This window comes from Streptomyces lancefieldiae, from assembly GCF_031845825.1.
In the GTDB taxonomy this organism is placed as follows: Bacteria; Actinomycetota; Actinomycetes; order Streptomycetales; family Streptomycetaceae; genus Streptomyces; species Streptomyces lancefieldiae.
On sequence record NZ_JAVRFH010000029.1, the window covers coordinates 80,813 to 101,693 of the forward strand.

The window sequence follows — 20,881 nt, forward strand, 5'->3', positions numbered from 1 at the left end:
ACGGACAGTAGTCTCCGTGGTCGGATGTTGCCGGAGGTTGCCGGAGCAACGAACACGGCCGCGAAGGCCGACGGGGAGGAAGACCCACCATGCGGATGCTGGTCACGGTCGTCAGCGAGGGCGGTGAGCCGCACGACGTCGTCGTCACCGCGGACGACACCGCGACGGCCGGCGACGTCGCCCAGGCGCTGTCGACAGAACTGGGCCGAAGCGGCGCGCCGACGGGCATGCCGGCGAACGTCAGAGTCATGCCCGGCATGGCGCCGTCCCCCTTCCCCGGTTACGGGCCCGCCGGGACCGGTGGGCCGTCCCTGTGGGCCGACGGCGTGCTCTGCGACCCGGCGGCGCCCGTCGCGCAGGTGCTGCAGGACGGCATGCGGGTCACCGTGGACGACTCCATGGGCCCGTTGCTGCGCAAGGGCGAGCCGGTCGGCCAGTTCGAGCTGAGGGTCGCCGGTGGCCCCGCCTCCGGGCGTGTGGTCCGGCTCGGGGTCGGCGTGACCACCCTGGGCTCGGCGCCCACCTGCACGCTTCCGCTGCCGGGTGCCTCGCTGCCGCCGGTCGCGCTGAGGGTGTCGATCGACCTGCAGGGCAACGCGATGCTCAGCCCCGAGGACGGGGCCGAGGTCCAGCTCGACGATGATCCGGTGGCGGCGTCGGGGACGCCCTGGCCGGCGGACGGCGTCGTCCGGATCGGTGACTCACTGCTGGTCCTCGCCCGCGTCGCCGCGCCGGACGCGCACCTGTCCGCGATGAGCGAGGGAGGCCTGGCCTACAACCGTCCGCCGAGGCTGTCTCCGCTGCGGCCCCGCCGCCGGCTCGTGGTGCCGGTGCCGCCGAGCAAAGGGGAACGGGCACGCTTCCAGCTCCTCATGGCGGTCATGCCCATGGCCTTCGGCATCGGCATGTACTTCCTCACCAAGCAGATCTACATGCTGCTCTTCTGCCTGATGAGCCCGCTGATGATGGCCGCCCAGTGGATCAGCGAGAACCGCGAGGGCAAGAAGAAGCACCGGACGTCGCTCAAGCAGTACAAGAAGGACCTCGCGGCCCACGAGGCCGAACTGGCCGCCCTCGCCAAGGAGGAACAGCGCGCCCGCCGGGTCGACTCCCCCGACCCGGCCGAGATCCTGCTCTTCGCCACCGGCCCCCGGCGCCGCCTGTGGGAGCGCCGGCTCACCGACCCCGACGCCATGCAGCTGAGGATCGGCGTCGGCGACCTTCCCTCGGACGTGGAGCTCGTCCTGGGCCGTGGCGGCTCCATGTACGAGGAGGACGCCCCGGACCCACCCGTCCTCGCCGACGTCCCGGTCACCCTCCCCTTCGCCCAGCTCGGCGTGGTCGGCGTCGCCGGCGACCGGGAACGGGCCCTGGCCAGCGCCCGCTGGCTCGCGGTGCAGGCCGCGGTCCTGCACAGCCCGCGGGACCTCTCCCTGGTGTCGCTCACCGCCACCCCGAACGCCGGCGCCGCCTGGCAGTGGGTTCACTGGCTGCCCCACACCAGCCCCGACCAGGGGCAGGACTGCGTCGCGCTGGTCGGCTTCGACTCCGAGACCGTCACCCGCCGCGTCAACGAGCTGCTGAACGAACTGGCCCGGCGCAAGGCCGCCCGCGAGCAGAACAACACGACCGGCCAGCTCTACCCGGACCCCACCGTCCTGCTGATCCTCGACGGGGCGCGCCTGCTGCGCCGCGTACCCGGCGTGCCGCAACTCCTCAGCGAGGGACCGCGGTACGGCATCCTCGCCCTGTGTGTCGACGAGGACGAGCGGCTGCTGCCGGAGGAGTGCAAGGCCGTCATCGCCTGGTCCCCGGACGCCCCGCACCACGTCCGCGTGCGCGGTCACGGGCTGGAGGCCGCCGGTGACGTCCTGGCCGACCAGGCCGTGCCCGAGTGGTGCGAGCTGCTCGCCCGTTCCCTCGCGCCGGTACGCGACGTCAGCCGCGACGACGCCGGCAGCGCCCTCCCCACCTCCGCGCGGCTGCTGACCCTGCTCGGCATGCCCGACCCGGTCGGCGCCGACGTGGAACGCGTCTGGCGGGCGGGCGGTTCGACGACCGCCGCGCCCGTCGGCATCGCCGCGGACGGCACCTTCGTACTGGACATCCGGCGGGACGGCCCGCACGCGCTGGTCGCGGGCACCACGGGTGCCGGTAAGTCCGAGCTGCTGCAGACGATCATCACCTCGCTCGCCGTCGTGAACCGGCCGGACGCGCTGAACTACGTACTGATCGACTACAAGGGCGGCAGCGCCTTCATGGACTGCGCCCGGCTGCCGCACACCGTCGGCATGGTCAGTGACCTCGACGCCCATCTGACCGAGCGGGCCCTCGCCTCGCTCGCGGCCGAGCTGCACCGCCGGGAGAGGATTCTCTTCGACGCCGCCGCCAAGGACATCGAGGACTACAACGACACGCGCAAGCTCCGTCCGGAACTGGAGCCCATGCCCCGACTCGTCCTGGTCATCGACGAGTTCGCCTCCCTGGTCGCCGAACTCCCGGACTTCGTCGCGGGTCTGGTCGACATCGCCCGCCGCGGTCGTTCCCTGGGCGTGCACCTGATCCTGGCCACCCAGCGTCCCGCCGGTGTCGTCAGCGCGGACATCCGCGCCAACACCAACCTGCGCATCGCGCTGCGGGTGACGGACGCCTCGGAGTCCATCGACGTCATCGAGGCCCCCGACTCGGGCGCGATCGCCAAGTCGACCCCCGGACGCATGTACGTCCGCTCCGGTGCGCAGTCCCTGGTCGGAGTCCAGTCGGCCCGCATCGGTGGCCGCCGCCCCGCTACGGGCGGGACCGGTCCGAAGGCGACCCTTCTGCCGCTGCCCTGGCACGCCTACAGTCGCCCGCTGCCCAAGCGGGAGGAGGCCGAGGACGACGGCACCATGGTCACCGACCTGGCCGTTCTCGTGGACGCCGTGTGCGACGGCGCGCGGCGGATGGGCTTCCGTGAACAGCGCAGCCCGTGGCTGGACCCGCTGTCCGAACTGGTCACCCTGGACGACGCGCTGGCATACGCCCAGGCGCCCGGGACGCCCGAGCCGGAACCGGCGGCGGACGTCGCGCCGATCCCGTACGGCCTGATCGACCTGCCGGCGAAGCAGACGCGGATGCCGCTGTCCCTGGACCTGGTGCACGGCGAGCACACCATGCTCCTGGGCGGCGCCCGCTCCGGCCGCTCGACGGCCCTGCGGTCCCTGGCGGGCTCCCTCGCCCGCAGTACCTCCCCCCACGACGTGCACGTCTACGGCATCGACTGCGGCTCCAACGCGCTGCTGCCGCTGATGCGCCTGCCCCACGTGGGCGCGGTGGTCACCCGTGACGAGCCGGACCGGGTCCGCCGTCTCATCGAGCGCCTGCTGGCGGAGATCGCCCGACGCCAGCAACTGCTCGCCATGGAGGGCGCGTCGAGCGCCACGGAGCAGCGTGCGACGGCCGCGCCCGAGGACCGCCTCCCGTGGATGGTGCTGCTGCTCGACGGCTGGGAGGGCTTCGCCTCGACCTTCGAGGCGTACAACTACGGCCAGTTGCTCGAAGCGGCCCAGCGCATCTTCCGTGAGGGCTCCGCGGTCGGCCTCAAGGTCGTCATGACCGCCGACCGCAGCGGCCTCAGCGGTCACGTCTCGTCCGCCTTCGCCGACCGGCTGGTCCTGCGCTTCGCCGACCCGAACGACTACTCCACGGCCGGGCTGCAGGCCCGTGAGGTCCCGAAGAACATGCCCCCGGGCCGCGCCCTGCGGATCACGGACACCGGTGTCGACGAGACGCAGATCGGCCTGCTCTCGGCGGACCCGGCCGGCCAGGCCCAGGTACGTGCGCTCCGTGAGATCGCCGAGGAGGCCGCGGCCCGCCACGGACGGGTCCCGGCGGGACGACGCCCGATGCGAGTGGACGCGCTGCCCTCGCACATCACGGCGTCCGACGCCCTCGCCCTCGACCCCGACTTCGCGCCGCCGTCCGCCCTGTGGGCACTGATCGGCGTGGGCGGCGACGAACTCCACCCGATCGGCGTCGACCTGGAGGAGAGCGGCCCCGGCTTCGTCGTCGCGGGCCCGCCCAAGTCCGGCCGCTCGACGACCCTGCTGGCCGCGACGGAGTCCCTGCTGCGCGCCGGCACGCCGGTCGTCCTCGTCGCTCCCCGCCGCTCGCCCCTGCGAGACCTGGAGGGACGGGACGGAGTCCTGGGCCTGCTGAACGCGGACAGCCGCGAGGACGACCTCGAGCAACTGGTCGCCAAGGCGTCCGGCGGCTCGTACGTCGTGGTCGTCGACGACGCGGAGCTCCTCTACGACACCAGCCTCGACGAGGCCCTGGAGACGGTCGTCCGCAAGGGCGCCGACGGAGGCATCGGCCTCATCGCGGCCGGCTCCACGGACAGCCTCTCGGGCCAGTACCGCGGCTTCGCCGTAGAGGCCCGCAAGTCCCGCAACGGCCTGCTGCTCACCCCGCAGAGCCCTTCGGAAGGCGAACTCTTCGGCATCAGACTCCCCGCCAACAGCGGCAGCGGCCCCGCGGGCAGCGGGCTGTTCGTGGCCGGAGGGTCGTTCATGCCGGTGCAGTCGGTGATGAACGGGTGAGTACGGGGTGACGACGCGACTGCGGGCCGCTGCCTGGAGGCGGGGCCCGCAGTGGGTTGCTCTACGTGCCTACGGCTTAGTGAGGGGGTGCGTGTTGTCGGGAATGCAGGGCTTCTCTCGATCCGCTGAGACTGTGGCTGTGGCGTCGGTGGGCCAATTGCGGAGAATCCAGCGGCGCCTGAGCGTGGCAGCGACCGTTCCGACCAAGAAGAGGACCGCGCCGACCGACGCTCCGTAGAAGGGCAGGTTGAAGGGCGGATTGGTGACCCAGCTGTCAGAGAGGATGCGGGACGGGTCTTCGGTGTCGTATGTGACCAGGAGTGAATCGCCGGTATTCACGTCTGGGTACATCCCGGCGTAATCCGACAGCTTTACTTCAGCTCCCATCCGGGGGCCCGTGACGAGCCTGACTTTCACGTACTTGGGCTTGTTGTCGACCCCGGTTACCGTTGCGGCGACGGTTGATCCGTTGGAGCGCAGGTCGTCCACGAGGGAACGTGCTGGAAGCCAGAAGAACAGGGCCATACCCCCGCACAGTAGAAAAACACCGAAGATACCCAGGATCGTGCGGATTGGCGCAACCGTCGGGCGCGGGTTCAGCTTGGCGCGTCTAGCGGCGGCGAGCTGCTGGGATCTGACAATGTGTGGCGGTAGTTGATACTGATCCGCAGGACGTCTCCTCTTCTTATTAGTCATTGTTGACCCACCTCACGAGATCCACCCGCTCACCGAGTTTTTGAGGCTGGATACGGTGTCACCAATAGATTCACTCGCATCTTTCGCCGCTCCTGTGACCGCGTTGACCGCCTGCTTTCCGGTTTCAGTTTTTACGGCGTAAGAAGTTGCATAGCCAAAGCCGAAACCGACTACGACGCCGGCTGCGATTCCCCACCCGACGGGGCCTCCCACCGCCGCTACACCCGCCATGGCCGCCCAGGTGAAGCCAGCCCCGACAGCCATCCCTCCTACATTGGAGGCAACTGCGACATCCTTCTCGTCGCCATGCGCGATGTCCCACCCAATGGCCCCCACGGTGAGGACTGTTCCGACCAACGGCAACTTCCCGCCCGCGTGCAGAGCGCGTCCGAAGAGAGATGCGGAACTGGGTGGCCGGAGCCCCGGCACCTTGCCTACTAGCCAGCTGCCACCATCCGCGATTGAGGTCTCCATCAACCGAGAGAACGAACCCATCCCGTACCTGGCGAGGATCCGCTCAGCCTCGCGGGCAGACTGTGCGGACGCCCGGGCAGCACGCTTGGTCTCGTTCTTGAACTCCCTCTTTTCTTTCTTACTCATAGCGCTGACCCGCTGCTCGTACAACCGACTTGCCTCGTCGAAGAACTTCAGCGACCGCTCCCAGAAGTGCCCGGCATACTTAGCCTGCATACCGATGACGGCGGCAAGCAATCCTGCCGTGTCCGACCACGTCTCCGAGGGCTCGCCGAGCTTCTTCACGGCGAGCTTCACGTGCGTCCAAGCGATGGCCCAGAGACTCGGATCATTCCCCTGCATCAGCGCACGGTTGAACACCGCGGTGGGCTCGTCCTTGTCGATGTCGCCGTGGAACAGGGCGGTTGCCTTGTCGAAGCCCGGCGCGGGGGAGTCGGCGTTGACAGCGGCGGTAAACGCGGAGCCGAACACTTTCAGGTCGTTCTCGGCAGTCGCTGCCTTGGTCGCGGCAACGGTCACTGGGAGTACCTTGAGCAGCTCCAGGTCCATCTTGGCGTAGAACGCCGACGTGAAGTCCGGGTCTCCTTTGTGCTTCGCCAACTCTTCGGCGATCCGATGGAATTCGGCGCCGGCCGCGGCTTTGTCGAGCTCCGCCACTTTGTTGATCTCTTCGGCGAGCTTCTTCCCGTCGGCCCGCGCCTCCCCCACGGTCGCGACAGGTTCACGCAGCCGCACCATGGCCCCGCGCTTAAGGCCACCCTGGTCCACCTCCAAGGCCGCCGCCAGCGCCTGCCTGCGACGCAGCATCGGAAGCTCGTCGTCCACCCACGCGGCGATCTTCCCGATCTCGGTGAGGTGAGTGGTCTGCAGTCCGAGCCGCTGAAACCTGGCGGCGTACGAGGACTTGGCGCCGTGCAGTGTCTTGCTGCCGTGTGTGAGGTGCGCGATGACCCTGCGGAGGTTGTCCGGATTGATACCGGTGAAATTGGGGTCAACCATGGTCGGACTCCTACTCCCCGCCGTCGGCCGGCCGCGGATCGATGAGGACGGACCGAGCCCCGGAGCCGACCAGGCACCTCTCCAGTTCACCCGTAGGGATGATCACCCACGGCTGCCGCTCACCCATCGCCTCGACCAGAAGAGGTACCGATGTGAAGGCGAGAGCGGTGAGCTGCGCTTCACCGTTGTCGCCGGTCACCGGCAGGAGGGCCACCTCGACGTGGTCGCGGGCGGACGATGTGTCGTCAGGGACCTGCGGCGCGCCGGCCATGGTGGGCAGCACAAGGAACTCGGGATTTTCCCGAGTTGTGTCGCTGGACATCATCGCCTCAGATTATGTGGTGCCGAGGTGGGCCTGCGCTCGTCGATGGAGAGCTTCGCCAGTGTGTTGACTGGCCCACGTTGAAAATACGAAAAGGGGGAGATCGTTGTGGCGGACCAAGAATCGAAAGTGCCCAATCCGAAAAGGGCAGACCTCGAAAAACTTCGCAGCGACCTGGCCAAGGAGGTGGAAAGCCTCCGCAAGGCCCTCAAGGCACCGACCGAGGAGATCGGCGGCGACAAGGTCTGGGTCGGGAAGAACGCGCGAGCCTGGCACCGCGAGCTGGACGGCCGGCACCGGAAGCTGGGCGAACAGGTCGGCAAGCTGCTTCCCGCCATCGACGCGGCCATCCGCGGGGAACCCGAGAAGGTGTCGGCGGCCGAGGCACGCTCGTATCACCTGGGGAAATGAGCGCAACGAGCCGACGGCCCGAACGCCGCCGGGGCGCCGGAGCCACAGCCCTCAAGGCTTCGGCTCCGACGCCCCGGCCGGTCACCCGCTGCGCGTGACACGCCTTCGATCAGGTGGCGCGCTCGATGTTGTCGGCGCTGGTGTTCGCGGACTTGCTGGCGTCGTTCAGCGTGTCGACCCACTTGTCGAAGGTCGGCTTCACGTCACGCCAGTCGTCCCGGAACCGGTCGGCCTTCGGGCCCTTCCAGTAGCCGGAGCTGTCGGCCGTGGCCGTCTGCAGGTCCTTGATCAGGAGCTGCAGGTCGTGGGCCTTGCGGGCGTACAGCTTCGACAGTTCCCGGAGCCGCGTGAGATCTGCACCGCGATCCATGGCGTTCCTCCCCGTGTCAACAAAGGCAAGCGGACTGTCCGTTCGCAACAGTGGACGCTACAACACCACCAGTAGTTCCCGTCCACTGCTGTTGCAGATGGGATCTCCGGTGAACGATCGGTGTGCACGGAGTGGGAAGCGGCAGGTCAGGACTTCTGCCGGGGCCCCGTGGCTGCGACAGTATCCTGGGGGTCCGGAGACAGCGGGGGAGAGCTGCTATGGCAAATCCTGACATACAGGAACTCAACCAGCGCGCCAGTCAGTTGAGGTCCCTGGCCGATCACATAGACGGTCTCGTCGACGCCGCGAAGAACCACAGCACGACAGGCATGAAGACCTGGTCGGGGCCCAACGCGGACGACGTGCGCGGAAAGCTGAAGAGCTGGAAGACGAAGTGCGGCACGGTCGCCGAGGCCTTGCGCGACGAAGCGCAGAAGTGCGCTCAGGGCGCCAAGGACCTGCAGAACAAGAAGAAGTGAAGATGAAGAACTGAACACGAAGAAGCGCCGCCGGCCGCCGCCGGTGCCGCCTTCACGGGAGGAACCCCAGACCAGTGCCCTCGTACGACAGCTCCCGAGCCCGCTTCCGGCTCGCCGACCGCCACATCGCTGTCTTCGCCCACCTCCTCGACGGCAAGACACCACCGGAGGAGTTGTGGGAGTCGCTGGCCGAGCTCCAGCGCATCGGTCTGGTCGGCGCGGAGGGTGAGCTGGCGCCGCTGCTGCGTGACTTGCTCGGTGCGCTCGCCGACCCCCTGGTCGTGATCCAGGTGGAGGTCACCGGCGAGCACGGCCCCGTGAACCACGGTGTCGTCGTAGGGCAGGACGCGGTGATCTCCCACGACGGGTGGCCGGGCGAAGAGGAGTCGGAGTACGTCTCCATCGAGCCCAACACCCTCGTCTGGGAGCTCGCCCGCAAGGTCAACCTGCACCGCGGCGAGAAGCCCGAGAAAGGCGCCGCCGAGGTGCGCGTCGAGACGACGATGGCCGCCCTGGACGCCGCGTTCGTCGCTCTGGAGGAGCCAGGGGCGGACGATGGTGCCACCCGTGAGCGCGTCCGCGAGGCCGTCGTCGGGGCCGACCCCGGCCTCAAGGGGGAGGCACTCGACCACTTCCTCGACCTGGTCGTCTCACTCAACGCGACCTGGCGCATCACCACGGCCTGGGACGGCGAGCACGACGGCGAACGCGCCGCCATGGTTCGCGCCCTCGCCGTCTGGGACTGCGGCCCGCTGGGCCACTGGGTTCGGGAGCAGCCGGAAGAGCCCATCATGCCGGGACAGGTCGGACCCGACAGTCGTTTGGTCGTCGTCCGTTCCGATGCGGCCGAGGTCTGGGGGAAGATCACCGACCTGTTGCCGGACCGGGAGGACCTGCTGGTCGAGGACGCCGCCGAATGACGACACCACTCGCCCCCGCCGTGGAAGCGCGTCCCGCACGGTCACCGAGGCGCTGGGGGACTGCGTGGGTACTGATCGGCACACCGCTGGTGCTGGTGGGTTGCGGGTGGCTGACTCAGAGGGAGGGCTTCCTCCTGATGCTGTTCGCTACGGTTCTCGTCCTGGCGGTGCTCGGCACGGCATGGGTCATGTGCGGCGCCGGACCGGGCACGGGCGTCGCAGTGTTCGGGTTCGCGTTCCTGCTCTTCGTGGGACCGGCCCTCGGCGACTACGTCATGCATAACCGCGGAGTGCGACACGACGCCCTGGTCGTGGACGTCAGCTCCTACCGGGGCAAGAGCGGTCGTGAGCGGCCCGTGTGCACGCTCGTCCTGACCGGCGCCGACCGAGGGCGCACCGTGGAAGTCGGAGACACCGGCGGCTGTGACGACGACTTCGAGCGGGGCCGGCAGGTCATCCTCGTGGACGACCCGGAGGGGTGGCTGACGCCACGGCTGGGCAGCGAGGTCACGGGAGTCGAGCCGTACCTGGTGTGGACGCTCACGGGTCTGCTGTTCGCCATGGAGGCCTGCGCACTCTACGGGCGGCTGCGACGGCTTCGACGCGGATAGGGCGGCCCGAGGGGTCTGCCGGGCCGCCCGGGCGGTCAGAACCAGTTCATGGGGTTCGCCTTGGACTTGGCGACGCTCTTGCCCAGGTCACCGACCTTGTCGCCGACCCAGTCGGTCGCCTTGCCCGCACCCTTCTTGATGTCGTCCCAGTGCTCGACGACCTTGGCGCCGCCGTAGACGAGCCCGGTGCCCACGGCGAGCCCGATCGTGACGGGGTTCGGAGCGACCATGGCGGCGGTGAGGGAGGCGTTGAAGCCGACCTCCGCGACGTCGGCGACGTATCCGGCGCCGTTTCTCTTGAACGCGTCGACCGGGTTTCCCTGGGAGATGACGTTGGCCGTGCTGAAGCCGGTCGAGACGACGCCGCCGACGATGCCCGCCCCGCGCAGGAAGCCGGCGCCCTTGGCGGCGGTGACGAGACCGGTGCGCAGGGCACCGGAGCCCCGGGCGGCGTTCGGAAGGACCTCGGCCACGGAGTTTGCGAACCTTTGCGAGTTCGCCGCCTTGGTGAAGATCTTGACGAGGCTGGCGTTGCCGGCCCGGGCCACGGCCTGCCCGGAGTGGGTGAACCCTCCGTACATCTGGGCCACCTTGTCGGAGCCGACAAGGAAATCGATCGCTCCGTTGGCGCGGAGGGTGTTCATCAGGGGAGCCGAACGTACCCAGTTGTACCCCTGGCCGAGCAGGTCGCCCCGCAGGCCGCTGGTGAGCGGAACACGGGCGAGGTTCTGGTACGCCGTGCTCCGGTTGAAGAGGGAACCGAGCTGACCGGGCAGCCAACTGCCGGGAGCGCTCAGCGAGCGGATCTTGGGAGTCCACTTGATGAGCCCGTTCCCGGCGGACCGGATGAGCCCGTTGTTCGACCCCCGCAGGACGACGCCGAGCCGGGTCTTCCAGGTGCGCAGCGCTCCCGCCTTCAGCGAGTTGCCCAGCAGCACCTTGGTGAGCGACGTGCCCTGGATGGTGACGACCGCCGTCGCCGCGGTGACCGAGGCCCAGTCGCCGTAGAGGCCGATCATGCTGGCGACCGTCTCTTCGTGCGGTTGCAGTCCCGGAATCCGGGTGATGGCGTGGGCCTCGAGTCGCTCCACCCAGTCCGCGAGAGATTCGTTGGGCTGGCGTTTGAAGTCGTACGCATGGGGATCGTCACTGGCCGCGACCGAATTGGCCAAGAGGAGCACGTCGGGTCCGAGGCCCTCACCTTTGAGCTTTTCGATCTCCTTGGCGCTGAATCCGGCCCAGAGCAGACCGGCTTGCGGATCGCCGCTTTCGAGCCGGGCGAACACGGCGCGCTTGCGTAGATCCGGCGCGGTGTCCGTGACCCAGCTGCGCAACGGCTTGAGCGCGGTCAGTTTGCTGCTGACACCCAGTCTGGAAGCTCTCGAGAAAGCCTCGTCCACCTTGTCCTGGAGGCCGCCACGACCGTCAAGAAGCTTCGCGAGCTGGTCCAGGTCGTCCGGATTGGCGTTCCTCATGCCCATGTTTCATCCCCCTGAATACGGGCTCAGTTGCTGCGCAGAAGGGCATACGCGAAGGCGAGACGTCGGTCCAGCCAGGCCGCGCGGATCAGGAACCTGGCGTTGTTCTCCGAGGTCATGACGAGCTCGCCGCCCGATTTCCATTCGACGACGCGCGTCTTCCCGGGCTGGTCGCCGCCCTCCGCCCCCATGTCGGAAATCGCCTGGACGACGCCGAGCAAGAGCTTCCCGGCACCGCGTTGGACCATCTCCGCGGGACCGTTCTTCGCCCACTCCGCGCTGCTCACGATCTCTGGGTGCCCCGGCTGGTCGAGACGCCAGGTCGGTCGCAGTGCGTGCTTGAGGGGAGCGACGCGATGGATGTGTCCCACCAGCTCCCCCTCCGCGTCGCGCACACCGTACTGGCGTGTGCCGTCACCGTTGCGCGGAGCGTCTACCGAGCAGAGCAGCCGCTGTCCCGCCGGGTCCTCGTACAGCCGCTGGGGGCTGTCTGACGAGGTGGCCTCCGGGGGGAAGAAGGCACAGGGCGCGTTGACGCGCTGGAGGCCACCGCCCTGCGGAACCCTGACGGCGCGCAGGCCCGGCACCGCCCGCTTGCGGTGCTCGGTGGCGGGTCTCTCCTCGTCGCTGACGGCGAACTCCCAGGCGTCGGTCCAGGGAACAATGGGGACGGGGTGCTCGTCCTCGTGCCTGCTTCTGCCGAACATCAGTCAGTCTCCATGTTGCGGTGCGGGGCCCGATGGCGTCCGTACACCCGCGGGACGACTCTATCCGGGTACCGTCGAGGCAGGTACGGGCTCGGGATCCCCAGCTAGGCACTTGTGCGGGTGAGCTGTACTGCCTGGTCAGTGAGGTGCGACACTTCGAACAGCACCCCCGCGAGCTCCACGGTCTCCCCGACCCGCACGTCCTTGTAGCCGGCGACGGGGATCGCGGCACAGTTCGCGTCGATGCCGGCGGTTCCGCTGTCGGGATCGATGTAGGAGACCGTGAGGGACAGACCCGTGGGGAAGCGCTGTACTCCGCCGTTGTCGAGCAGCGAGAGGGCGGCGCCCTTGGCCGGGAATCCCTTGGCGGCGGCGGCCAGGACGGTGCGGTTGGTGGTGAAGCACAGGCCGTCGTCGGCGGCGCCCTGCTGGGGTTCGAGGGACTTCGGTGCGGCGGCCAGAGCGGCCTGGTCTTCGGCCGACTTCGGCTCCAGGACCACGCGGTAGGTGCAGATCTGCCGCACGGTGTAGCCGTGGCCGGAAACGGTGACCTCCGCTCCGGGCTCGACCTTCCACTCCTGCTGGCCCGACGCGTACTTCGCACCGTCGCGCAGGGTCGCCGTACGTGTCGTGCCGTCCGCGTCGGCCCCGGCGTACTGCACGCCACCGCCGCCGGGCAGCTTGAAGCCGCCGCCGCGCAGGACGTGGGCCGCACCGTCGGCCGGGGCGCTCCCCATGCAGGCGGGGCCCTTGTCCCGCGCCGCGGGAGTCGCTCCGCCGTCGCCACCCTCGGACGACGAACCGCATCCGGTCAGCGCCAGCAGGGCCAGGGCGGCGGCCGCTCCCGTCATGCCGTATCTACCTACCGGCCTGGGCATTGGTCTCCTCCTCGACGACGTCGGTCACTCGCTCCAGGACGACACGGGTGCGGTAGTCGACCTCCGCGACCCGCCACGTGTCGCCGGTGATCTCCACGGTGTCGTCCGCGGTCAGCCCGTCGTACTCGACGGGTGGCAGGCCCGCACAGCTGACCTGGATGCGGCCGTGCACCGACGGCTGCGCGAAGACCGTCGCGACGATCCGGTGCGGACGGCCCTCGTACTGGACGGTGTACGGGACGTGGTAGCGCAGCACCCACCGACGGTCGAACTCGAAGGGGTACTTGACCTGCGGTTGATCGGGCACTGCACTCACCTGTGGGGTGTCGTCACGGGACATCGAAGGCCTCGGGTCCCTGGAAGTACGTGTCGAGCTGGTCCTGGTCGACGGTGATCGGCGGATACCCCTGGACACCCCAGGGGTTGCCGAGGATGACCTTGCCGTCGTCGGTGAAGCCGCGGACGTAGTAGGCGTGGTTGCTGTGGTACGTGCTGCCCCACTCCGACGGGTGGTTCTTGTCCAGGCTCTCGTCGTCCGGTGTGGAGAGGGTGACGACCTTGCCGGACTCGTACGCCCTCCTCAGCGAGTCGATGTCCTTGTCGTCGTGCTTGCCGATGCCGAGGAAGCCGCCCGTCTCCAGGTCTTCGCCCTCCTGGCCGGTCAGATAGGGGGCGGACTTCTTGGGGTCGTCGCCCTCGATGCCGCCGTACCCGCGCTCGCCGTCGCCGTCCTGCGAGTAGACCATCGCGAAGGCCTTCTCGTAGTACGCCGGCCAGGTCTCTTTGTTGCCGTACGTGCTGATCGGGTTGCCGTTCTGGTCGGTCGGCAGATCGGCGGTCATGGTCACCCAGTGGTGATTGCCCTCTTTGTCCCAGACGCGGACGCTGACCGTGCCGTTGGGGTTCTGCTTGATGCCGTCCTGGATGAACTTCGGGTCCTTCTGGGCCAGTCCGGCCAGCGAGGCCACGTACCAGCAGTCGCCGAACTGGTTCTGGCTGACGTCGTCGGCGGATACCCCGTTCTGGAACAGCGGGTCGGAGGGGGGCGCCCAGTGGATGCCGTTGTTGGTCTGGCCGTTCTGGTCGTTGCCGCCGCTTTCGTAGGCGCCGGTGTTGGTGAACGTCGGCTGCATGCCGGGGAAGGCCGCCTGGAACTTGCCGACGTTCTCCGGGCTGATCTTGGACAGCATCAGGCTCAAGGTGTCCCGGCGCGCGGCCTCGGGCAGGCCGTTGTGGTCGAACGGGGACCAGTTGGAGTCGTCGGTGTCGGTGATCAGCCCGTTGTAGAAGGCCAGGTCCTTGGGCGATGCCTTCGTCATGAGCGCGTCCAGCTCGGCCGCGGTCAGCCCGTCCAGCTCGCCGGAGATCTTCTCCAGGTCGTCCCGATTGCCGTTGGCGCCGAAGTCCTTGCCGTCCAGGGCCCGGAGATTGCGCAGGGCGGCGTCGATCTTCTTCGCGTCGGGCGGCTTCTCGTCCAGGAAGACACTGCCGTCGCTGACCGGGTAGCCGCGCTTTTCCAGTTCCTGGAGGCCCTCCATCTGCTTGACGCGGCGCTTCATCGACGCCTGCATGTCGCCGAGCTCGCCCTGCAGGGAACCGGGCAGGCGCCGGCGGCCGCCGAAGAACGACGGCATGGGGATCAGGTCACCGACGAGCCCCTGGAGGTCGGGATCACGGGACGCGCTCTGGCCGGGCGGCAGGTTCTGCTGGGCGGTGGTGAGGAGGGTGGCGAGCTGGCTGTGCAGTTGCCCCGAGTCCCCGGCGAGACGGTCCAAGTCCCCGGCCAGCGCCCTCAGCCTGACCGCGTCGAACCCCCGGAACGCCATCAGTTGCCGCCCGTCCCGGTCTTGGCCTTGTCCTTCTCCTTGGCCTGCCGGTCCAGTTCGTCCGCCTGGCTCTCCCAGCGCGTCGCGTCCGCCAGCAGAGCCGTACCCATGCCGTTCAGCGTGTGCCGGCGCTGCTGGAGCTTGGCGGTGCACTCGTCGGCGAAGGGGCCCTGCCATATCGCGCCCTTGTCGTCACCGGTACGGAAGCCGGTGGCGCGCGGCGTGGCCTTCTTCACGGCGTCGTCGAGGTACGGCCCGAGCCGCCGGGCGAGCGTGCGCGCCTCCCGGGCACACTCACGCAACTGCTCGGCGCGCTTCTTCAACTCGGCGGCGTCCTCGCTGGGCCCCACGTCCGCATCCTCCCCCGTTCGCTGTGTCCGTACGGCGCCGGGCTCACTGGACGGAGCCATGACACCGCTGGTGCAGCATACGGGGGCCGGGGATCAGGGCCTCGGGGGAGGCGATTCGTCTCCACGGGTGACACACGACCACTACACGTGTCATCCCGGCGTCGGGTCACTGGAAGACCTCCAGCCATTCGAACGACCTGTTGAAGAAGGCGCGAGCGGCGTTGCCCCGGGTGAGGCTGCGGGTGTTGTCACCGCACAGCACGGCGGCGAGGGCGAGGTCGGTGGCGTCCGCCGGGCCCAGGACAGTGAAAGTGGCCTTCCTCCCTGCGCCCCTGCCGCGCCGACACGTACGGATCTCCACGCCGTTCCGGATCAGGGCACGGCCGCGGTGGCGGGCACTGGTCGCGAGGTAGCGGTACTCCCGCTCGGCGACCTGCATCCGCAGGGCCCGTCCGGCCCCGGTCTGTGCCCAGCGGTTGCGTCTGAGTCGGATTCCAGTCCCACTGACGCTGAGTTGTCCCGAGTGCAACGAGGGCTTTCGCCCGTAGGCCAGCAGCTGAAGGAGGCGACGGGGACGGTGTCACCACTGGCCTCGGTGACGTGTATGTCGCCGCGCCGTTTCGCCGGGGGGACCACCTCGATCCGCCCGAACTCCCCCGCCGCACCCCGGTAGCCGAACCTCCAGGTCAGCCGATGACCCGTGCGATCCTCCCAGTGATCGAGGGTGCAAGTGTGTCGCTGCATTCTTCCTTCCCCTCGCGCCGCTCGGCGCGGATGTGGGACGTGAGGCCAACGCCGCGGAGAACTCCGCGTCCGTTGGCTGAGCAGGTGGCCTCGCGATGTGACTTGACCGCCAACGGCTCCACCACAACCGTCTCCCGCCCCACGGTCAGCCGACCACCCGAATGTGGGTTCTGTGGTAAATGCGTTTGGAATTCGGCACGGTCCTGCATACGGCTGCTCCCTCACGCACCGAGCTCCGTGACCGCTCGTCACAAGGCTGCCACGTCGGCCCCTCGGGTGACTCACGGCCCCTCGATTGCCTTTGCTTTACTGTCCTACGGCGCAGCGCCCGACACGCGGCGCGGAGACCAGGTGCCAGTGGCGTGCCCTTCCGCCCATGTCGGATTTCGTGGCATGTGAGGTGACTGGTCGGGGTCGGGGAGACGGTGCAGTCCGACTGACTGAGGACAGGAAGGGGGCGAGCGAATGAGCGGAACTTCCTTCGATCTCCGGCGCACGGTATCCGCCCGAGGGCGCCGGGGCAGGCTTTTCCCGTGGGAAGGCCAGGTGGGCGGCCGCGGGCGTATCGAGCTGACCTTTCCCACGGAGCACAGCGACTACCCCGCGGAGTACTGCGAAGTCGCGGTGACTGGTGACAGCTTTCCGCTCGTCACCCATCTCGGGTTGGGAAACCTTGACCGCCCCCTCTTGGCCAGAGGAGAACTGCGGGTCGACTGGGACCCGGCGGACCTCTCCCGGAACGTCTACTGGCCCGGGCGGCAAGGACGAGCTCTGCGTATCCAGGTGAAGGGACGTGCCTACTCCTACGTCCAGCTCGGCGGCAAACGCGTCCATGGACTGACACGCCCAGGTGCAGGCGTAGTCATGAGGCGTTCCAGTTGGAACAGGCCGCAGACGCTGTCCGTAACCTGCTCGGGCGCCGCAGATTCCCTCGACATCGGAATCGCCCTCGTCATGGAGGGGGTAAACACGAGGAACCTATCGGCTTCCGGTGCGCTCGTCTCGTCGCCAGGGCGCTTCGGGAATCGGCTCAACGACATCTAGACGCGAAAAGTCCACAACATGAGGAGTGCAGAATGCCTTCGGTAGATGCGGCAAGGCGCAGAGTTCGCCTGTCCGATGCTCACATCAGTGTGCTGGGGATCCTGGTGGAGGAGGGCGAAACTCCGGCCGAGTTGTCCCGGGCGCAAGACGAACTGCGTGAAGCTGGACTTCTCGACGCCGAAGACAAGATCGTCGCTGATCTGTACCCGCTCGTCTCCACGCTGATGGAGCCCCGCGTCATCGCACGTGTCGAGGTGACCGGCCCCCAGGGTGTCACCAACAACGGCGCCGTCATGGGCAACGAGTTCATCTTCGTCCATGAGGCATGGCCCGGTGAGGCGGAGTCGCAGTACGTGCCTGCCGAGCCCGAGACCCTGGTCTGGTCCCTGGTCAGGATGGTGGACCTGCACCGTGACCTCACTGACGAGGCCGACACCGGCGAGGTGATCGAGGCGACCATGGGGTTGCTCGACCAGGTGATCGAACGTATGGAAGGCGGGGAGTCCCAGGAACCGGAGGCCGTGGCAGAGGCGACCGGTGCTCCCGTGCGGCTCGCGGAAGTCCTCGCCGAACTGAACTGCATGTGGCGGATGACGGTGGTCTGGCAGGGCGACGGCCCGGCCCGAACGGACTCCGGACTCGCCGTGTCGGCGCTGGCCGTCTGGGACTGCGGCGTCGAGGGCTACTGGGTGCGCGAACTGCCGGCCGAGCCGGTGGCCGACGGACAGGTCGACGCGGCGAGCGAGCTGCGTGTGCGGCGCGTGTCGGCCAAGGAGCTGTGGCAGCGCGTCACCGACCTGCTTCCGGACGGTGCCCAGCTCGCCTCCTCGGCGGCCTGAGGGCCTGGCGGCTCAGGCAACCGGTCATCGCACGCACGCAGTATCAGCTGACTCCGACGGGGGATGAAATGGGCGACAGTTCCAAGCGCATGGGAAATCCGGAAGACCTCGAGCACCTGGCGAAGCTTCTGGACGGTAGAGGGAATCTGCAGGACAAACTGGATGAGGCGTTCACCCGGGCGTCCAATCTGGGGGTGCGGGACAAACTAAGTCCCCTCAAGCCCATGCAGTCGTGGACCCGGGAGACGTCCACGGATCTGAGGCGGCGTGGCGCCATCCTCCGCGCGGAGAACGGTGACCCCCTGGCGGCCGCTCTTTATGCAGGCTTCAAGCCGGAGGACCTGAAAGGCAAGCAACTCCCCCCGGACATCATGCTCATCGCCAACGCGTCGGTCGCGAACGGTGACAAGTTCGACAGCGAGTGGCTGAAGCGGCAGCCGGGCGAGACCTACCAGGACTGGATAGAACGCGTACAGTCCGACGCGGTGGCGAAAGTCTCGGGCAACAAGAACCTGGGCGAAGTGGTGGGCGACTACATCGACATCACCGCCATGGCGTCGACCGTGCCGGGTGCGTTCAAGATGGCAGCCGCCGGAACCATGGGGCTGATCAAGAGGTTCCGGAAGGGTGAATTCCTCAAGGCGCCCGGGACGACTCTTGCTCAGATCCTCAAGGGCAAGGCTCCTTCGTACATCCCTGCAAGGATCGCCCGGCTGGGAGCGAGCATCGGCGCTCGCACGCCTTCCGCAGTGCTCAACGTACTCACGGGCAAGGACAGCTATGCCATCCTGGCCGGTAATCGTTGGGCCTGGGAAGCGAATCTGCTCAAGGTCGGCAAGAATGCCAGCGCCCTGAACCGTGCGGCCGGCGCGAGCAAACTGTCTGCCTTCACCTCCGGAGCCGGTACCGCGCTTCGTACGGCCGGCTGGTGGCGGGCCACCGGCATCGGGGGAAGCGTCCTGGCCACCGGTATCGGTGCGTTCGACGTCATTCAGGAAGGCAACCCCGTCGAGGCCTTCAAGAGGGACAAGGCCGGTTACGTGTCGAAGGTGTCCGGCGTGGCATTCAATGCGTCGCTCACCGCGGCCATGATCGCTCCCAACCCGATCACGATCGGTGCGGCGGCGGTCACCGGCGTGGTCTACGGTGTCTCGTCCATCGTGGACAACTGGGACAAGGTCAAGCAGTTCCCCGGCAAGGTCGCGGACGCCGGAGCCTGGGCAGGGAAGAAGGTCGCCGAGGGAGCCGGCAAGTTGGCCGACGGCGCCAAGAAGCTGGGCAGTGCCCTCAACCCGTTCGACTGACGCGGCAGACGGCGCGAGATTGAAGGTGGACTATGTCTCAAGGGCCTTTTGAACTCCGGCGCTTCACCAACTCGGTGACGTCACGGACCCAGCACCATGTGGCCTTTTGGCGTGGTGAGCTGGGCGGGCTGGGCCTCGTAGAGTTGGTGGTCCCCGCCCTGGAGGTCGTGCCGGTCGCAGACCAGACGCGGACCTGCGGAGCGATGGTGGTCGGGGACAGCGTCCCGACCTCCTACTTCACCGGGATGCCGTACGGCGGGCGGCCCCGGCTGGCCTCGGGGCGGTTGAACGTCGCTGGCCAGCAGGCGGCCTTCGAGCGCAGCGCGCTGCGGACGAGCCGGCAGGGACGGGCACTTCGGATCTGGGCCGTGGGCCGGGAGTACCGGTATGCCGAGACGGGCAACCGGCGGCATCACGTGCTGGAACGTGCCGACGCGCGGGTCGACATGGTCCGCTCCAGCTGGGCCCGACCCGAAGTCCTCTCCGGCACGCCACAGGGAGCCGTGGACTCCGTGGACGTCAGCCTCGCCGTCCTATTCGAAGGTGTTTACACGCGCAACCTGTCGCTCAGGGGGGCGTTGATCTCGGGGCCGGGGCGACTGGCGGATCGCCTGGGGGGATAGACGGCCGGTCGAACGCCGGGAACGGAGTTCCGTGCCGCCCTGCCGCCTCGAGAGTACCCGCGTGGGTGCTAGTAGTCGCCGATGGGCTCATTGCGGCGAGGGCTGTTGAGCAACCTGTTCAAAGTTTCCGATACCGCACCGGTTGCGGTCAGCTCCAAAGTGTCGACACCTTCGAAGACAATGGCAAGTGCCAGGTCAATCGAATCAACTTCGCCGGTCGCGGTACCGAAGGTACTCATGCCTTTCGCGGCACTGCTCTTTCCGTGGGTGAGGGTGACGAGTGAACCAGGACGGCTGAGAGTCGCACCTTTTTCGAAGCGAGTAACGGAGTACTCGTAAGATCGTTCCCGATAGGTTAGCTTCAGAGCGCGTGACGCGTTGCGGAAACCCTTGCTGTTGAACCTCATTTCACAACGGTGTCCATTGATCAGCAGGCGGGCATTTTTCAAGGTCGGTTGGCCGGGGCCAACCGTTCGGTACACGGTGTCCGGTAGATTTTCGCCACGCAAGCGCACCTCGGAGTGGATTCCTGATTCTCTACTGAAACCCTTCCTTCGCTCGACCTCAAGGGTTACTTCGCCGAAGTCACCGACAACCCCCTTACGGCCGTGAACTTTCTTGTAATTAAATGGGCTGAGTTCAAACCTGAATTCTGTCATGATGCTCTCTTGTCGGAATTTTGTCGTCCTACCTCAGAACCAGTTCATGGGGTTGGCCGCCTTGGCGACGCTCTTTGCGCCGTCTGTAAGGCCATCTCCTGCCTTGGACAGCTTGTCACCGGTCCAGTCGACCGCCTTGCCCGCGCCTTCTTTTATTTCGGGCCAGTGTTCAACAAACTTTGCGCCACCGTAGACGAGCCCTGTACCTACTGTCAGGCCAATGGTTACGGGGGTCGGAGCGACCATCGCTGCGGTCAAGGATGCATTGAACCCGACCTCTGCGACATCGGCGACGTAACCGGCTCCCTTCTTCTTGAAGGCTTCCGCAGGGTTTCCCTGTGCATAGATATTGGCGGCACTGAGGCCGGTCGCGAAAGCACTTGCGCCGATACCGGCAACGCGGAGGAAACCTGCTGTTTTCCCTGCGGCACTGAGACCCTTAACCTCGCCGTTTCACTTGGGTACGCCTGACTTTGGGGCGGAAACGCGAAAGTGCCTTCCTGACCTGGGACGATGAACCTTGCTGAGGGGTTCTGTCGGTCCAGGCGGAGGGCACTTTCTACGTGC

The 20,881-nt window shown here is 67.7% G+C and carries 20 protein-coding genes and 1 pseudogene; 8 read left to right on the forward strand and 13 right to left on the reverse strand.

Translation table 11 applies throughout. From position 1 onward, the window contains the following. Nucleotides 1-89: 89 nt before the first annotated feature. Nucleotides 90-4,580 (forward strand): FtsK/SpoIIIE domain-containing protein, encoded by a 4,491-nt coding sequence (locus RM812_RS25565; protein WP_311576357.1) that lies wholly within the window; start codon nucleotides 90-92, stop codon nucleotides 4,578-4,580. 69 nt (nucleotides 4,581-4,649) lie between these two features. On the opposite strand, the gene RM812_RS25570 is transcribed toward RM812_RS25565, so the two are convergent. From RM812_RS25570 to RM812_RS25580, 3 genes are all read right to left on the reverse strand, one after another. Beyond that, a complete protein-coding gene (locus RM812_RS25570) occupies nucleotides 4,650-5,105 on the reverse strand; it encodes a hypothetical protein (RefSeq protein WP_311576360.1) in 456 nt (151 codons plus the stop codon). A 183-nt stretch (nucleotides 5,106-5,288) separates the two neighbouring features. Further along, on the reverse strand, nucleotides 5,289-6,749 hold the full coding sequence (locus RM812_RS25575) for a hypothetical protein (RefSeq protein WP_311576363.1): 1,461 nt from the start codon (nucleotides 6,747-6,749) through the stop codon (nucleotides 5,289-5,291). Nucleotides 6,750-6,759: 10 nt separating this feature from the next. After that, nucleotides 6,760-7,074, reverse strand: coding sequence for an SAV_915 family protein (locus RM812_RS25580; RefSeq protein ID WP_311576366.1), 315 nt, complete (start codon nucleotides 7,072-7,074; stop codon nucleotides 6,760-6,762). Between the two features lie 105 nt (nucleotides 7,075-7,179). Between RM812_RS25580 and RM812_RS25585 the strand changes: the two genes are divergently transcribed. After that, nucleotides 7,180-7,482 carry a hypothetical protein gene (locus RM812_RS25585; RefSeq protein WP_311576369.1) on the forward strand — a complete coding sequence of 101 codons (303 nt, stop codon included), beginning with the start codon at nucleotides 7,180-7,182 and terminating at the stop codon, nucleotides 7,480-7,482. A 109-nt stretch (nucleotides 7,483-7,591) separates the two neighbouring features. On the opposite strand, the gene RM812_RS25590 is transcribed toward RM812_RS25585, so the two are convergent. Next, entirely contained in the window at nucleotides 7,592-7,852 is a 261-nt protein-coding gene (locus tag RM812_RS25590) for a WXG100 family type VII secretion target (protein ID WP_217140661.1), read from the reverse strand. Between the two features lie 218 nt (nucleotides 7,853-8,070). Between RM812_RS25590 and RM812_RS25595 the strand changes: the two genes are divergently transcribed. From RM812_RS25595 to RM812_RS25605, 3 genes are all read left to right on the forward strand, one after another. Beyond that, nucleotides 8,071-8,331, forward strand: coding sequence for a WXG100 family type VII secretion target (locus RM812_RS25595; RefSeq protein ID WP_311576376.1), 261 nt, complete (start codon nucleotides 8,071-8,073; stop codon nucleotides 8,329-8,331). Nucleotides 8,332-8,405: 74 nt separating this feature from the next. After that, nucleotides 8,406-9,251 (forward strand): hypothetical protein, encoded by an 846-nt coding sequence (locus tag RM812_RS25600; RefSeq protein ID WP_311576379.1) that lies wholly within the window; start codon nucleotides 8,406-8,408, stop codon nucleotides 9,249-9,251. 137 nt (nucleotides 9,252-9,388) lie between these two features. Beyond that, on the forward strand, nucleotides 9,389-9,862 hold the full coding sequence (locus RM812_RS25605) for a hypothetical protein (protein ID WP_311576382.1): 474 nt from the start codon (nucleotides 9,389-9,391) through the stop codon (nucleotides 9,860-9,862). A gap of 35 nt (nucleotides 9,863-9,897) precedes the next feature. On the opposite strand, the gene RM812_RS25610 is transcribed toward RM812_RS25605, so the two are convergent. From RM812_RS25610 to RM812_RS25640, 7 genes are all read right to left on the reverse strand, one after another. Further along, on the reverse strand, nucleotides 9,898-11,337 hold the full coding sequence (locus RM812_RS25610; RefSeq protein WP_311576385.1) for a PE-PGRS family protein: 1,440 nt from the start codon (nucleotides 11,335-11,337) through the stop codon (nucleotides 9,898-9,900). Between the two features lie 29 nt (nucleotides 11,338-11,366). Continuing rightward, a complete protein-coding gene (locus RM812_RS25615) occupies nucleotides 11,367-12,047 on the reverse strand; it encodes a hypothetical protein (RefSeq protein WP_311576388.1) in 681 nt (226 codons plus the stop codon). A 104-nt stretch (nucleotides 12,048-12,151) separates the two neighbouring features. Next, the gene (locus RM812_RS25620) at nucleotides 12,152-12,898 is read right to left on the reverse strand and encodes a hypothetical protein (RefSeq protein ID WP_311576392.1); all 747 of its coding nucleotides are present in this window, start codon (nucleotides 12,896-12,898) and stop codon (nucleotides 12,152-12,154) included. 7 nt (nucleotides 12,899-12,905) lie between these two features. Then, complete coding sequence (locus tag RM812_RS25625) at nucleotides 12,906-13,232, reverse strand: hypothetical protein (RefSeq protein WP_311576397.1); 327 nt, start codon at nucleotides 13,230-13,232, stop codon at nucleotides 12,906-12,908. A 22-nt stretch (nucleotides 13,233-13,254) separates the two neighbouring features. Further along, a complete protein-coding gene (locus RM812_RS25630; protein WP_311576400.1) occupies nucleotides 13,255-14,751 on the reverse strand; it encodes a C2 family cysteine protease in 1,497 nt (498 codons plus the stop codon). Next, nucleotides 14,751-15,101, reverse strand: coding sequence for a hypothetical protein (locus RM812_RS25635; RefSeq protein ID WP_311576403.1), 351 nt, complete (start codon nucleotides 15,099-15,101; stop codon nucleotides 14,751-14,753). Before RM812_RS25635 ends, RM812_RS25630 begins: the two co-directional genes overlap by 1 nt. A gap of 166 nt (nucleotides 15,102-15,267) precedes the next feature. After that, on the reverse strand, nucleotides 15,268-15,540 hold the full coding sequence (locus RM812_RS25640) for a hypothetical protein (protein WP_311576407.1): 273 nt from the start codon (nucleotides 15,538-15,540) through the stop codon (nucleotides 15,268-15,270). Between the two features lie 1,381 nt (nucleotides 15,541-16,921). Between RM812_RS25640 and RM812_RS25645 the strand changes: the two genes are divergently transcribed. The 3 genes from RM812_RS25645 (at nucleotide 16,922) to RM812_RS25655 (ending at nucleotide 19,655) form a co-directional block, all read left to right on the forward strand. Further along, on the forward strand, nucleotides 16,922-17,728 hold the full coding sequence (locus tag RM812_RS25645) for a hypothetical protein (protein ID WP_311576410.1): 807 nt from the start codon (nucleotides 16,922-16,924) through the stop codon (nucleotides 17,726-17,728). A gap of 68 nt (nucleotides 17,729-17,796) precedes the next feature. Next, a complete protein-coding gene (locus RM812_RS25650; RefSeq protein ID WP_311576412.1) occupies nucleotides 17,797-19,032 on the forward strand; it encodes a mucin-2 in 1,236 nt (411 codons plus the stop codon). A 98-nt stretch (nucleotides 19,033-19,130) separates the two neighbouring features. Next, nucleotides 19,131-19,655: a hypothetical protein gene (locus tag RM812_RS25655; protein WP_311576415.1), complete on the forward strand. Its 525-nt coding sequence runs from the start codon at nucleotides 19,131-19,133 to the stop codon at nucleotides 19,653-19,655. Nucleotides 19,656-19,723: 68 nt separating this feature from the next. Here RM812_RS25655 and RM812_RS25660 read toward each other — a convergent pair whose 3' ends face one another. Together RM812_RS25660 and RM812_RS25665 are read right to left on the reverse strand one after the other, a co-directional pair. Beyond that, complete coding sequence (locus tag RM812_RS25660) at nucleotides 19,724-20,314, reverse strand: hypothetical protein (RefSeq protein ID WP_311576419.1); 591 nt, start codon at nucleotides 20,312-20,314, stop codon at nucleotides 19,724-19,726. Between the two features lie 33 nt (nucleotides 20,315-20,347). After that, nucleotides 20,348-20,746 (reverse strand): annotated as a pseudogene (locus RM812_RS25665) (PE-PGRS family protein); the annotation flags it as partial. Nucleotides 20,747-20,881 lie beyond the last annotated feature (135 nt).